Genomic DNA, 13,983 nt, shown 5'->3' on the forward strand with positions numbered 1-13,983 from the left:
CCTGATGCCCGACGCCGCCAATCATCTTGCCTTTGCGCTGGTCTGCCTCGGCATGGTGCTGACGCCCGGGCCGAATATGATCTACCTGATCTCGCGCTCGCTCTCGCAAGGACCAAAGGCCGGGCTGATCTCGCTTGGCGGCGTGGCGCTCGGCTTCCTGTTCTATGTGCTGTCCGCCGCCTTCGGCATCACCGCGCTGTTGCTTGCCGTGCCCTTCGCCTATGACGCGCTGCGCCTTGCCGGCGCGCTCTATCTGCTGTGGCTTGCCTGGCAGGCGGTGAGGCCCGGCGGGCGCTCGCCGTTCCAGGTGCGCGAACTGCCGAAGGACAGGCCGCGCAAGCTGTTCGCCATGGGGCTGATGACCAATCTCCTCAACCCGAAAGTGGCGGTGCTTTACCTGTCGTTGCTGCCGCAGTTCATCAATCCCGGCAAGGGCCATGTGCTGTCGCAGCTGCTGGTGCTCGGCGTCACGCAGATTTCGATCAGCCTCACCGTCAACGCCATCATCGCGGTGACAGCCGGCTCTATCGCCACCTTCCTCGCCGGACGGCCGCTATGGCTGGTCGTCCAACGCTGGATGATGGGCACCGTGCTGGCAGCGCTGGCGCTCAGGATGGCGACCGACGCACAACGCTGAGATCGGAAACCGCCAAGCGATGAACGGATGGTTCCGCTGCTCAAAAGCGGCAGCGCGCTGTTCGGCTCTTGTCGCTTGACCGTGCTGGCAGGCCTTTTTTGGTCAACCATTGAGCGGCATTTTAGCATTCGGCATTTTAGTGTTTTCTTAAATGGACCGTAGATTCCCCTAGCGTACCACATAAGGCAGGCAAGCTTGGGCAAGGGGCAATGTTCACGTTCAGAGGCTTCTGGTTATCGGAGCGCGGCAACTTTGCCATAGCGACCGCGATAGCGATGCTGCCGGTCATGATTGGCGTGGCCGGCGCCATCGATCTCGTGGGCACGAGCGACGACGCCGCGCAGTTGCAGAACTCGCTGGACGCGGCTGGGCTTGCCGTCGGCACGAAGTACTCTCCCGACATGACGGCTGGCGAAGTCCAGGAGCTAGGGCTGACATTCTTCGCGGCCAACCTGCGCGACGTCGACCAGGAGAAATATTCGGGCAGCGTCTCGGCCTTTTCAGCAACCGCCAGCGGGGGCTCGGGCGCTTATTACATCTCGCTTTCGTCCAGCATCAGCCGCCCAGGCTTCATCAGCGGCTCGGCCTCCTGGCAGGCGCACCGCTCGGCCTCGGTCAAGATAGAGCCCGGCGCGCAGGCCTGCGTGCTGGCGCTCGATCCGCATGCATCCGCCGCCGTGAACCTGCAGGGCTCGACCAATGTCTCGATGAGCAGCTGCGTGATCGCGTCAAACTCGGATGCGTCCGATTCCGTCAACAGAGGCGGTTCCGCGCTGGTTTCTGCGGGTTGCGTCTCGACCGTCGGCGGCACTTCCGGGCTTTCGCTGCCCAACGCCAGTCTCACCTGCGGAACGCCGCTCGAAGATCAATATGCGTCCATCGATCCTCTGGCCGACGTCGTCCCTCCCCCCTACACATTGTGCCTGCCCGTCCCGAATGGCAAAACCTACACGCTGTCGCCCGGCACCTATTGCGACAAGACATTGTCGGGAAACATCACGCTGGACCCGGGCGCCTACATCCTGCGCGGCACCACCATAAAGCCAGGGGGCAACGGCAGCCTGACCGGCCAGGGCGTGATCCTGTTCCTCATGGAGGGCGCGCAGATCTACATAAACGCCAATGAGCAGGTGAACCTTTCCCCGCCGACCAGCGGCCCCTATGCCGGCATCACCATTTTCCAGGACCACGGGAACACCTCCGCCCTGACGCTGAATGGCGCCGCAAATTCCATAATCAGCGGATTCGTCTATGCGCCCGACGCGCCCATTTCCTATGCCGGAAACTCCGACATGAGCGGCCAGGGCGACTGTCTGAGGCTTGTCGGCAAGACCGTGCAGATGACGGGAAACTCCTCCGTCAGAACGGACTGTGCGGCCCTGCTCGGAGATCGCGAGATGTATGCCGGCCGCCTCATCACGCTCGCGAAATGAGCGAATATTTCGCGCCGCGCGGGTAGCGATTTCAACGCGCTGCCCGGATGCCGCCTTACAGGCGGTTGTCGGAGGGGCGGCGCCAAGCGCCGACGCCGCCCGGCTGACGGTTCTAGGCCGCGAAGCGTTCGATCACCTCGGCCAGGGGGACATGCCCCAGGCAGGCGCCCGAGCCGACAGGCTTTTCGCCATCCTCGACGGCTTGAGCGTATCGTACGGCCGGATCGGCCTCGATGCGGCGGCGCAAGGCGGCGAGCTTCGGATAGGCGGCACCGTCGATCGCCTCGTGGTACTCGGCCCAACGCGCCACGCCGATCAGCGTGGTGTCGGCCAGCGTCAACCGGTCGCCGACCAGGTAGTCGGTATCGGTGATCATGGCCTCTAGCCGGTCGTGGCGCTCGGTCACCGCCTTGCGGCCGAAATCGCGCAAGGTCGCCTGCAGCACCGGATCGGGCGACGCCATTTCCAGCGCCACCCAGAGCGGGCTGAATGCGGCGGTGAAGCCGGTGTTCACGAAAGCCATGAGCTGGTGCATGCGGTCGGCTTCCGGCGTGTGTGCGGCTCGAAGCTGATGCGGCGCTCACTGTCGCGGGCTTCAAGCCATGCGGCAACGGCCATTGTTTCGGTGAGCACCTTGCCTTCGTCGGTGATCAGGACCGGCGTTTCCTGCCGGCCGTTGATGCTGGCGTAGGCATCGTTTTTCATCTCGGCCAGCATGTCGACGCGACACAGCCGGTAGGGTTGCCCGACGCGTTCAAACGCAGCGACGAGCCCCATCGAACTTCCCGCCGGGAAGCCGTAAAGGAGGATAGGTTCCATTGTTGTTTCTTCCATCATTTAGGGGATTTCGCTGCGCAGCGAAACTTGACCCTAAACGCTGGCAGCCCCATGTAAATTACGCACTATTCTGTAACCAGCCCGCCACAGGCCCCCCATGAAAGACGTCGTCTCGCGCTGCCCGATCGAAGAGACCATGCGCGTGCTCAGCGGCCGCTGGCCGACCTTGCTGCTCTATTATCTGAAGGACGGCACCAAACGCTTCAGCGACTTGAGGCGCGACAATCCGACCGTGTCGCACCGCATCCTGGCGTTGGAGCTGCGCAAGCTGGAGGACGCCGGCATCGTGCGGCGGACAGCGCATCCGGGCTATCCGCTGCGCGTCGACTACGACCTTACGGAGCCTGGCCGCAGGCTCGTGCCGCTGATCGATGCGCTTGGCTCGTGGTGGGTGCATACGGAAGACGACCGGACCGGCCGTTCTCCAATCTCGGAAACAAATCTCGATACGGCTGCCTAGAGCGGTTCACCGTTCACGGAAACGCAGAACCGCTCTATCTCTTTGTTTTGACGCAACTCCGGACCGAAAACCGTTTCACACATTTCCTGGAATTGCTCTAGAACCAAGATTTTCACCACCCTGCCCGGCAAAAGCCATGATCGCGCTTATCTCAGGCGGGCATGACCATTGCGAACATCGACAATCACCAAGCCCAATCGAAACTGAGCAGGCGCCTGCTGCTAAAGGGAGCCGGCCTAGCTGCGTTGGTCGGCTTCGCGGCCTGCAGCACCGTTTCGCAGCCGACCGGGGAAGGCGCTGGCGCCTCCTCTTCCGCCACCGGCACACTGGCCGGCATTCGGGCTTCGGCCGGGCTCGGTCCGCTGGTTCCCGATACGCAGCTCGAACAGGCGGCCCTGCAGCAGGCCGGCTACATGGCAGGGGCGCGCCGCATGAGCCACACCACCGGTTGGGGCAAGAGCTTTTCCTCGCGCGTCAGGGGCAACGGCATTGCCGGTGCGGCCGCCGAAAACATCGCCGAAGGCCGCTTCGACCTTGAGAAACTGTTCGACATCTGGGTGCATTCGCCCGGCCACCGGCGCAACATGCTCGACCCGCGCTTCACCCGCTTCGGCCTCGCCTATGTGCGCGACGGCCGCGACTCCAGCCTGCGCTACTGGAGCCTGGTGCTGGGCAAGTAACGACCTTCGGGCGAAGGCGCTCCCGCACTGCTGCCACCTGAGAGCTCAGTCCATATGCGCGGCGGGTGCGCCGCCGGCGGCCGGTCCTGCCTTTGGCTTGCGCAGCAGGAAGACGAACGGGACGGCAAGCAGCGTCATCATCATCAGCAGCTTGAAGTCATTGACGTAAGAGATCATCATCGCTTGTATATTGACCAGTCCGTCCATCTCCGAAAGCGCCGTCGGATCGCCGCCTGCTGCTGCCGGCGAGGCCGTCCAGAGATTGGGATTGAACGGGTTGATGAAGGCCGAGAGCTCGCTGTGGTTGACCTGCGTGTTGCGCACCAGGAGAACCGTCACCACCGACACGCCGATCGACGAACCGAGATTGCGGACCAGGCTGAACAGCGCCGTGGCATCGGTGCGGTAGCGTGCATCGAGCGTGGCAAAAGCCACGGTCGACAGCGGCACGAACACCATTCCCATTCCCAGGCCCTGGATGATGCCTGAGCTGAGGATGAGCCAATTGTCCATCTGCGGCGTGAAACTCGCCATGGTGTGGAGCGACTGCGCGGTCAAAAGGAAGCCGATGACGACCAGGATGCGGGCATCGACCATGTGCATGATGCGGCCGACCAAAAGCATCGAAATCATCGTGCCGATACCGCGGGGACCTATGACGACACCGATGGTCATGGTCGGATAGTCGAAAATGGTCGACAGCATTGGCGGCAGCAGCGACATGCTGGCCAAGATGAGCACGCCCATGACGAAGATGAACGCCAGCCCGGTCACGAAATTGCGGTCGAGGAAGATCTTGGGGTCGATGAAGGGATGTTCCGCTGTCACCGTGTGAATGATGAACACCCAGAAGCCGGTCAGCGAGAGGCCGAGCTCGATCCAGATCTCGACCGAGGAAAACCAGTCGACCTCGCCGCCGCGATCGAGCATCAGCTGCAGCGCGCCGACACCGAGCGAGATCATGGCGAAACCAAAGATATCGAAGCTGCGTATCCGCCGGGCAACGGAAGGCAAGTAGGCGGCCATGCCAAGGAAGGCGGCGATGCCGACCGGCAGGTTGATGAAGAACACCCAGCGCCAGTTGAAATTCTCGGTCAGCCAGCCGCCGAGCGTCGGGCCCAGGATCGGCCCCAGCATGATGCCGGCGCCCCAAATGGCCATCGCCTGACCGTGGCGTTCCTTCGGGTTGATGTCGAGCAGGAAGGTCTGCGACAGCGGCACGATCGCGGCGCCGAACACGCCTTGCATCAGCCGGAAGAACACCATCGTCTCCAGGCTCCACGCCAGTCCGCACAGCATGGAGAAGATGGTGAAGCCGACCACCGCCGTCAGGAACAGTTCCTTGCGGCCGAGCCGGTCAGCCAGCCAGCCGGTGACCGGCGTCATGATCGCGGCGGCCACGATGTAGGACGTCAGCACCCAGTTGATGTTGTCCGGCGAAGCGCCGAGATCGCCGGTCATGGTCGGCAGCGCAACGTTGGCGATCGTGGTGTCGAGCGCCTGCATGACCGTCGCCAGCATGAGCGCAACCGTGATCAGACCGCGGTGCGGCACTTCCTTGAAGGCTTCTGGGGTGCTCATGATGCGGAACTTCCAGTGTAGCAAAAACGTGTTAGACAAGGTTTCCGGGCGGCGAGGCCTTCCCGTGTCGAGAGACCCTCATCGCGGTGGGACGCGACCATCGATGTGGGGGTTACATCGACCAGAGCGTCTCGAATTTCGCGGGCGCCAGCCGCCCGGAACCCTGTGGACCGAGGGTCCGATGCCGAATGTCGAGGCTGGCTGGCAGTGCCGCCGCAATCCTCGTCCTTCGCCCCGCCGGCCTGTCTCCTGTCTTTTGCTTGTCATGCCGGCAGTCCCGGCAGACCTTTCACAAACATTCGCGAGGCAGCTTCCGCCGCCGCGCACGAATCCAGCTATTGCGCCTCGCCAGCCGTGGCGTGGCCGAAGATCTTCGGCAGCCCGCGCGCCACACCGGTGTCGACGGTGGCGGTCACGCTCATGCCGGTGCGTAGCGCCATCTTGGCGTCGGGGTCGGTCAGTTCCAGGCGCACCGGAATGCGCTGGGTGACCTTGACCCAGTTGCCTGTGGCATTCTGGGCCGGCAGCAGCGAGAACTCGGCGCCTGTGCCGGCACCGATCGCCTTGACGGTCGCCTCGAAGGTCTTGCCGGGATAGGTGTCGACGACGATCTCGGCCTTCTGGCCCGGCTTCATGTTGGTGAGCTGGGTTTCCTTGAAATTGGCATCGATCCAGGTGTCGCCGGTCTCGACCAGCGAGAACAGCGGCGTGCCGGAGCCGACATATTGGCCGACTTTGAACGACGAGGCCTGGCTGATGACACCATCGGCGGGTGCCCTGACGGTGGTCTGCGCCAGGTCATAGGCGGCCTTGTCGCGCGCGGCGAGTGCGGCCATCACGGTCGGATGCTTGTCGGTCTCGATGTCGGGATTGCCGCCAAGTGCTGCCTTGGCGCTGATGATGCCCTGTTCGGCGACCGCCAGCTGCTGCTTGGCCTTGTCGAGATCGTTCTTGGCCTGATCGAGAGACGACTTGGCGTTGATGCCCTTCTGGGCGAGATCGGCGGCGCGGTCATATTGCGACTGCGCGAAATCGACCTCGCTGGTGTCGGACTTCTCCTGCGCCATCGACTGACTGTAGGCGGCGCGCAACTGCTCGACGTTGAGGCGCGCGCCGGCCACCGCCGCGTCAGCCTGGGCGAGCGCGATCCGGTAGGGCTCGGGATCGATGGCGAACAGCACGTCGCCCTGCTTGACGAGCTGGTTGTCGGCTATGTCGACCGTCACGATGCGGCCCGCAGTATCCGAGGCGATCGACACTTTGGCCTGCTCCAGATTGGCGTTCTCGGTTTCCTGGTAACGGCCGCCGGTCACCCAGACATAGCTGCCGCCGGCAATCAGCGCCGCGGGCAGCGCGATCATCAACAGGGGGCGGCCGAGGCGTCGCTTCTTCTGCGGCGCGACCGGCGCCGGCTGCACCGGAGGCGCGACTGCCACGGGCGCCGTCGCCGGCTGCGCCGGCGCCTCCATTTCCAGTTCGGTGATCTTTTCGTCTATCTTGGCTGCCGCGTTCATGCTGCTGCGCCTTCCGTATTCCTGACTTTTTCCAGGGACGACGCCTCGCCGTCCGCAAGATTCTGCACGATGGTGTCCAGCGCCCTGACCAGGACGCGGCGATCTTCCGGCGAAACGCCGACCAGCGATTCCTCGTAGACCTCACCGGCCAGGCTCTTGACGTGGTTATAGGCCTCGCTTGCCTTGGTGGTCGGGAAGATCATGCGCACGCGGCGGTCGGTCGCGTCGGAACGGCGCTCGATCCAGCCGCCCTCCTCCATCCGGTCGACCAGGCGCGAGACGCTGATCGGCTCGATTTCGAGAAGCTCGGCGAGCCGTGCCTGCGCGACACCCTCTTCCTTGGCGACGCGGACCAGAAGCCGCCATTGCGCCGAGGACAGGCCGAAGCCGCTGGCGCGCGCCTCGAAGCGCTTGCGCATCAGGCGCTGCACGTCGTGGATCAAAAATCCCAATCTGTCGATGCCGTCGGAAACCATGAGCGGCATATATAATAAGCGTGCTTACGATTCAACGTGGTCAGCCATGCAATACGGTCACGACGCCGTGATCGAGAGCGGAGACCATCGCTTGTGGCCCGGTATCCCGTCACAGGCGGTTGCGGATCAGCATGGTGACGACGAAGAAGGCGCCGAGCGAGCTGGTGATGATGCCGATAGGCAGTTCCTGCGGCGGCAGCAGCGTGCGGGCGAGAAGATCGCTGGCCAAAAGCAGCACCGCGCCGAAGAGCGCCGAGCTTGCGATCAGGCGCAGATGCAACGGTCCCGCCAATGGACGGCAGAGATGTGGGATCATCAGGCCGACGAAGCCGATGACGCCGGCGACCGAGACCAGGATCGCGGTAGACAGGGCGGCGACGAAAAAGGTCGTGCGGCGCATGCGCGCCACCGGCACGCCGAGGCTTTCGGCGGCGTTTTCACCGGCGAGGAAGGCGTCGAACCGGCGGTGGTTCCACAGCCCGTAGGCAAGGATGATGCCGGCGCCAAGTGCTGCCAGCCCGATATTGTCCCAGCGCGCCAGACCGAGCCCACCCATCGTCCAGAACAGCACCGAATGGGCGGCGCGCTGGTCGCCCGCGAAAACGAGATAGTTGGTGAGCGCGGTGAACATGAAGGAGACAGCAAGCCCGGCAAGGATCAGCCGCTCAGGCCCCTGTCCCTTGACCCGCGACACCAGCAACAGCACCACGGCGGCTGCCAGCATGCCGCCGGTGAAGGCGGCGACCGGCAGGGTCCAGATGCCGAAACTGTCGCCGAAGACGGTGATGACGGAGACGGCGCCGGCGGCAGCGCCAGAGGAGAGACCGAACAGGAATGGATCGGCGAGATCGTTGCGGGTCACTGTCTGCAGCAATACGCCGACGACACCCAGCCCGGCGCCGATCGCGATCGCCAGCAGTGTGCGCGGCAGCCGGAGGTCGACGACGATCTTGCCGACCGGACCGGACACGGCGTGCGCGTCGAGACCGACTGCATGCGCCAGGGCGCCGATGACATCGGGCAGCGCGATCACCGTCGAGCCATAGGCGATCGACAGCAAAGCGAGCGCTGCCGCGCCCGCTATCATCACGAAAGGAAAGGACTTCGGCCGCAAGCTCAAAATGCTTCCGGATGCATCGCTTTGGCGATCTTGCCGATCGCCTCGATGTTGGCGGGTCCTGGTGTCAGTTCGGCATAGCGCAGTGCTACAAAGCGCTCGTTCTTGACCGCGTCGGTCTCCTTCATCGCCGGATGCGCCTTCAGGAAGTCGAGCAATTTCTTGTAGCCGCCGCCATCCTGGTAATCGAGCAGGATGAGGAATTGCGGATTGCGCGCCGCCACCGTCTCCCAATCCGTCGTGCCCCAGCTCATCTCCATGTCGGCCATGACGTTGTCGCCGCCGGCAGCGGTGATCATGGCGTTCGGTACGGCGAACTTGCCGGCGGTGAACGGCTTGTCCTCGCCGGAATCGTAGAGGAACACCCGCGTGCCCTTGGTGCTGCCGACCTTGGCGATGATCGCTGCCAGTTGCGCCTTCCAGCCCGAAACAAGCTTGTCGGCCTCAGCCTCCTTACCGAAGATCTTGCCCAGCTTTTCGACGTCGCCGTAGAGCAGGTCCATCGAGGCGGCGGGACGGTCCTTGTCGAGATGGACGCAGCTTTCGGTCAGCACCAGCGTCTTGATGCCGTGCGGGGCGAGCGTGTCGGGCGTCACCTCGCCGCCCGGCTTCATGCCGTAGTACCAGCCGGCGAAAAAGAAATCGGGCTCGACGGCAACGAGGTTCTCCAGCGTCGGATACTTTGGCGCCAGTTCGGGGATCGAGCCTTGCTTGAATTCGGGACCGACCTTGTACCAGCCGGTGATGCCGGTCAGGCCGACGATCGATGGCTGCAGCTTCAGCGCGAAGGCCATCTCGGCCATGTTGAGATCATGGATGACGGCGCGCTTCGGCGGCCCATCGAAGGAGAGCTTCTTGCCGCAGCTGTCGACGGTGACCGGGAAGGCAAAGGCCACCGAAGCGACGAGCGAAAAGGCAAGAGAGAGGGCGAGGCGTTTCACGAGGTGGCTCCTTGGTTGAGGAAATGTCCGTTCAGGATGGCGAGGCGGCGCGGTTGGGAACGTCGAAGACGGTGAGTTCGCGGTCTTCGGTCGGATGGCGCAGGCGGAAGACATCTATGCCGAACACGTCGCGGATGAGCTGCTGGGTCAGCGCCTCGCGCGGCGGCGCCAGCGCATGCAGCCGGGCGTCGTTCATCACCGCGACCCGGGTGGCGAAGGGCGCCACCAGCGCGAGATCGTGCAGCACCGCGACCACGCACATGCCGAAGCCGGCGACCAGTTCGAGCAGCTCGCCGCGGGCGCGCGGATCCAGATGGTTGGTCGGCTCGTCGAGGAACAGTATCTTTGGCTCCTGGGCGAAGGCTCTAGCCAGTTGCGCGCGCTGACGCTCGCCGCCGGAGAGCGAGCCGATGCTGCGGCCGAGCAGCGGCAGCAGCCCCGTCCGGCGCAGCGCGTCGACGACGATGTCGCGATCTTCGCGCAGGCGCCTCATGCCGGCATGCGGGACGCGGCCAAGCTCGACATAGTCGATCAAGGCGAGCCGCGGATCTGGCTGGTCGGTCTGGCCGACGGCCGCCATGTTGAGCGCCCGCTCGGCCGGCGTGATCCGGTCGAGACGGCGCCCCGACAGACGCATCTCGCCGGTGCTTGGCTGCAGCGCGCCGCACAGCATGCGCAAAAGCGTGGTCTTGCCGGCGCCGTTGGGACCGATGATGGCCAGGCGATCGCCTGACGCAACCGACAGGCTTACCCCATTCACCAGGCGGCGGCCATTCGCCGTCGCGCTCACGTCGCGGGCTTCGAGCAGCATCATCGGCTCAGCCCCGGCCTCGAAGCGGGGATGCGAGCCAGCCCGGTTGAATCGCGGCAAAGCGGGCACACGATGATGCGATGGATGGAGGCTTCCAAATTTCCGTCACTTTCCAAAACTGGCGACGGAAGGAAGCTGGGCCGATCGGACGACAGACCGATGGCTACGTCTCCTCCCGGCACACCCCGTCCGGTCAACTCGTGCTGATGGCAGGTCTCCTGGCTCGCGGGTCTCGGCTTCATCCTGCCTTCCCAGCCTTGCCGGCCAGTGGCATTTGCGGATGTTGCTCGCCGCTTACAGTTGCGGGGGCAGCCACGGCCTCGACCCGAAAGCGGGTCTCACCGTGTTCCCTTTTCACCCCTCGCCTTTCGGCTCGGGGACCATCATTTTTCTACCGTAGGTTTCCCCTGATCGCGCCGCAATGGTTTTTTGATTGCAGGCATCGGTTCGCCTTCGGTAGGCTGCATATGTAATAACATTACGTAACAAGCGCTGCCATATGCTGTCAACACCAGCGGCCGACGTTTCCTCTTTCCCTCGATGTCCAGGCATATCGACAGGCCCGGCGTCTTGGGGGGCTGGCGCCAAAACATCGGAAAACTTTCAGAACCCGATCGGGATTTCAGGGCCCGAAAAGGCGAATAGGATCGTGCTGGTCAAGACGGGCGCCGGTCCCTGGGATCAAACTTAATGATCGCCCCGGTTCTTCTCCGGCCAATGGGATCTTCGGCTAACGCGCCCTTGCCCGGCGCAGGCCGCAACATCGGGTAAGGAGACAACATGACACTCTTGCACAACAGGCGCGGAAAGCATCGTCTCGTCGCCGCATCCTTGGCAGCACTTGCCTGCGCCGCCGCAGTCGTCTGGTATGGCGCAAAGGGCGAGGCCGCGGCGGTCGAACCGCACGTGCCCGAAGCCAAGCTTGTCCGGGCCATGGCGGTGAAGCCTGCCCCGCAGGCCGACGAGCGCATCGCCATCGGCGAGATCCGGCCGCAGCGCGAAAGCGATCTTGGCTTCCGGCTGTCCGGCAAGCTCGTGCAGCGCTCAGCAGAGGTCGGCCAGATGGTGAAGAAGGGCGATGTCCTCGCCCGCATCGAAGACCAGGACTATCGCAACCGCCTCGCCAGCGCCAAGGCCGACGTCGCCGCCGCCGAGGCCGTTCTGGTCGAAGCCAGTGCCGCCGAGGCCCGCATCGGGGCACTTCTCGCCAAGGGCTTTGCAACAAGGGCCAATCACGATGCAACGCTGAAGAGCCTGCGATCGGCCGAGGCCAAGCTTGAATCGGCAAGGATCGGCTTCGAGATGGCCAGGGACCAGCTCGCCTATACCGAGTTGCATGCCGATTTCGATGGCATGGTGACCGCGACCGGCGCCGAAGCGGGCCAAGTCGTCAACGCCGGGCAGATGGTGGCGCGGGTCGCCGATCCAGCGGCCCGCGACGCCGTCTTCTCCATCGCCGAGGCAGCCTTCTCGACCGGCGGAAATGCAAGGCGTCCCCTTGAAATCAAGGTCTCGCTGCTGAGCAATCCGGCGATCGCGACAATCGGCGCCATCCGCGAGGTCGCACCGGTGGCCGACGTCGCGACCCGCACCTTCCAGGTCAAGGTCTCGCTGCGCGACACCCCCGACGAAATGCGCTTCGGCAGCAGCGTCGCCGGCCGCGTCAACACGATGAGCGCCCCCGTCGTGGTCCTGCCGGGAAGCGCGCTGTTCGACAAGGACGGCAAGCCCGCCGTCTGGGTGGTGGCCGCGTCCTCGACTGTGGAACTCAAGCCGGTCGCCATTGCCCGCTACGAGACTGACCGCGTCGTCGTCAGCGACGGCCTTGCCGAGGGCGACATTGTCGTCACCGCCGGCGTCAACCGGCTTCGCGAACACGAAAAGGTTCGCCTCACCGAAGGAGTAACCAGATGAGTGCCTCGCAGACTCAAGTGCTGATTGCCGGCGCCGGGCCAACCGGACTGACGCTTGCGCTGTGGCTCACCCGCCTCGGCGTCCAGGTGCGTATTTTCGACAAGGATGCAGGCCCGGGCGAAACCTCGCGCGCGTTGGCCGTTCAGGCCCGCACGCTGGAATTCCACCGCCAGATCGGCATCGTCGACGACATACTCGCCGCCGGCGTCAGGGTCGAGCAGCTCACCGTGCGCACGCCGGCCGGCGTCGCCGCCAGGCTTCCGCTCAGCGACTTCGGCCAGGGCGTCAGTCCATACTCCTTTGCGTTCGCGCTGCCGCAGGACATTCACGAACGCATCCTGATCACGCATCTCGAGCGTGCCGGTGTCAGGGTCGAGCGCAACACCGAACTGGTCGCCTTCGAGGACACGGGCGGCACGGTTGTCGCCACCTTGAACAAGCAAGGCGCGACCGAGACCGTCGGTGCCGCCTATCTCGTCGGCTGCGATGGCGCCCGGAGCGCCGTGCGCCATGGGCTGGCCATCGGCTTTCCCGGCGGCACCTATGAGCAGTCCTTCTACGTCGCCGACGTCGATGGCAGCGGCGCGGTGACCCCTAACGGCATGGACACCACGGTCAGCGCCTATGGCTTCGCCATCGTCATGCCGGTCAGGCAATCCGGCTCGCTGCGGCTGATCGGCGTCGTGCCGAAGGCGCACGAAGCGAACGAGACGATCACCTTCGAGGCGATCCGCGCCGATGTCGAGCGCGACACCGGCATTGCGGTGGACAAGGTGAACTGGTTCTCGACCTATCGCGTGCATCACCGGGTCGCCGAGCGCTTCCGCATCGGCCGCGTGTTCCTTGCCGGCGACGCCGGCCACATCCACAGCCCAGCCGGCGGCCAGGGCATGAATACCGGCATGGGCGATGCGGTCAACCTCGCCTGGAAGCTGGCGGCGGTGCTGCAAGGCCGCGCCGACAAGCGCCTGCTGGACAGCTACGAGCCGGAGCGCATCGCCTTTGCCAGGCTGCTGATCGATAGCACGGACAAGGTGTTCCGTGTCGCCACCAGCCGCTCGCGGCTGGTCGGCCTGTTCCGCCGCTATCTGATGCCGAAGATCCTGCGCGTGGTTCTTGGGACGGCTGCCGGATCGCGTGCCTTTTTCGGCATGATCTCGCAGACCCGGATCCAGTATCGTGCCAGCGCGATCAGCAGTGGCAAGGCCGGCGCGATCCACGGCGGCGACCGCCTGCCCTATGTCGCCACGGCCAGCGGCGACAACTTCGAGTCGCTGCATTTGCTCGACTGGCAGGTGCATGTCTATGGCGAGGCGAATGCCGCGTTCCAGGCGATGCTCGCCGCGACCGGTATTCCCGTCCACGTCTTTGCCTGGTCGGACAGGGCGAAGGTCGCGGGTCTCCAGTGCGACGGCGCCTATCTCGTCAGACCCGACGGCCACGTCGCGCTGGCCGCCGGCACGCAGGACCCGCAGGCCTTCGAACGCTATGTCGCCGCCCTGGCGATCAAACCGCGGCAAGTGGCCGCTAGCCGGTCGAAAAACCTGAGAATGCTGTCGGCCGCCTGAGGCCGGCATTTCGT

General features: G+C 64.6%; 14 protein-coding genes and 1 riboswitch. Of the genes, 6 read left to right on the forward strand and 8 right to left on the reverse strand.

Annotation, left to right across the window (positions count from 1 at the left end; translation table 11 throughout):
• Positions 1-4 precede the first annotated feature (4 nt).
• On the forward strand, positions 5-637 hold the full coding sequence (locus AC04SI_RS20905; RefSeq protein ID WP_404284183.1) for a LysE family translocator: 633 nt from the start codon (positions 5-7) through the stop codon (positions 635-637).
• A gap of 209 nt (positions 638-846) precedes the next feature.
• On the forward strand, positions 847-2,070 hold the full coding sequence (locus AC04SI_RS20910; protein ID WP_488474809.1) for a TadE/TadG family type IV pilus assembly protein: 1,224 nt from the start codon (positions 847-849) through the stop codon (positions 2,068-2,070).
• 112 nt (positions 2,071-2,182) lie between these two features.
• Here the strand turns inward: AC04SI_RS20910 and AC04SI_RS20915 are convergent, their stop codons facing one another.
• Together AC04SI_RS20915 and AC04SI_RS20920 are read right to left on the reverse strand one after the other, a co-directional pair.
• Complete coding sequence (locus AC04SI_RS20915; RefSeq protein WP_404284186.1) at positions 2,183-2,605, reverse strand: glutathione binding-like protein; 423 nt, start codon at positions 2,603-2,605, stop codon at positions 2,183-2,185.
• Entirely contained in the window at positions 2,581-2,907 is a 327-nt protein-coding gene (locus tag AC04SI_RS20920) for a glutathione S-transferase N-terminal domain-containing protein (RefSeq protein WP_404284188.1), read from the reverse strand. The genes AC04SI_RS20915 and AC04SI_RS20920 overlap by 25 nt, the downstream gene beginning before the upstream one ends.
• Before the next feature lie 97 nt (positions 2,908-3,004).
• Between AC04SI_RS20920 and AC04SI_RS20925 the strand changes: the two genes are divergently transcribed.
• Positions 3,005-3,367, forward strand: coding sequence for a winged helix-turn-helix transcriptional regulator (locus tag AC04SI_RS20925; protein WP_404284190.1), 363 nt, complete (start codon positions 3,005-3,007; stop codon positions 3,365-3,367).
• Between the two features lie 161 nt (positions 3,368-3,528).
• Positions 3,529-4,047: a CAP domain-containing protein gene (locus AC04SI_RS20930; protein WP_404284192.1), complete on the forward strand. Its 519-nt coding sequence runs from the start codon at positions 3,529-3,531 to the stop codon at positions 4,045-4,047.
• A 45-nt stretch (positions 4,048-4,092) separates the two neighbouring features.
• On the opposite strand, the gene AC04SI_RS20935 is transcribed toward AC04SI_RS20930, so the two are convergent.
• The 6 genes from AC04SI_RS20935 to AC04SI_RS20960 form a co-directional block, all read right to left on the reverse strand.
• On the reverse strand, positions 4,093-5,628 hold the full coding sequence (locus tag AC04SI_RS20935) for a DHA2 family efflux MFS transporter permease subunit (protein WP_488474810.1): 1,536 nt from the start codon (positions 5,626-5,628) through the stop codon (positions 4,093-4,095).
• 335 nt (positions 5,629-5,963) lie between these two features.
• Positions 5,964-7,142, reverse strand: a complete 1,179-nt coding sequence (locus AC04SI_RS20940; protein WP_404284195.1) for an HlyD family secretion protein — start codon at positions 7,140-7,142, stop codon at positions 5,964-5,966.
• Positions 7,139-7,618 (reverse strand): MarR family winged helix-turn-helix transcriptional regulator, encoded by a 480-nt coding sequence (locus tag AC04SI_RS20945; RefSeq protein WP_404284225.1) that lies wholly within the window; start codon positions 7,616-7,618, stop codon positions 7,139-7,141. The genes AC04SI_RS20940 and AC04SI_RS20945 overlap by 4 nt, the downstream gene beginning before the upstream one ends.
• 109 nt (positions 7,619-7,727) lie before the next feature.
• On the reverse strand, positions 7,728-8,705 hold the full coding sequence (locus AC04SI_RS20950) for a FecCD family ABC transporter permease (RefSeq protein WP_488474820.1): 978 nt from the start codon (positions 8,703-8,705) through the stop codon (positions 7,728-7,730).
• A 29-nt stretch (positions 8,706-8,734) separates the two neighbouring features.
• Positions 8,735-9,676 (reverse strand): ABC transporter substrate-binding protein, encoded by a 942-nt coding sequence (locus AC04SI_RS20955; RefSeq protein WP_488474811.1) that lies wholly within the window; start codon positions 9,674-9,676, stop codon positions 8,735-8,737.
• A 31-nt stretch (positions 9,677-9,707) separates the two neighbouring features.
• On the reverse strand, positions 9,708-10,490 hold the full coding sequence (locus AC04SI_RS20960) for an ABC transporter ATP-binding protein (RefSeq protein WP_488474812.1): 783 nt from the start codon (positions 10,488-10,490) through the stop codon (positions 9,708-9,710).
• A gap of 188 nt (positions 10,491-10,678) precedes the next feature.
• A riboswitch (cobalamin riboswitch) is annotated at positions 10,679-10,887 on the reverse strand.
• A 380-nt stretch (positions 10,888-11,267) separates the two neighbouring features.
• On the opposite strand from AC04SI_RS20960, the gene AC04SI_RS20965 reads away from it, so the two are divergent.
• Positions 11,268-12,401, forward strand: a complete 1,134-nt coding sequence (locus AC04SI_RS20965; protein WP_404284200.1) for an efflux RND transporter periplasmic adaptor subunit — start codon at positions 11,268-11,270, stop codon at positions 12,399-12,401.
• Entirely contained in the window at positions 12,398-13,969 is a 1,572-nt protein-coding gene (locus tag AC04SI_RS20970; RefSeq protein ID WP_404284201.1) for an FAD-dependent monooxygenase, read from the forward strand. Before AC04SI_RS20965 ends, AC04SI_RS20970 begins: the two co-directional genes overlap by 4 nt.
• Positions 13,970-13,983: the final 14 nt, after the last annotated feature.

The sequence above is a fragment of the Mesorhizobium sp. CNPSo 4689 genome, assembly GCF_057784325.1.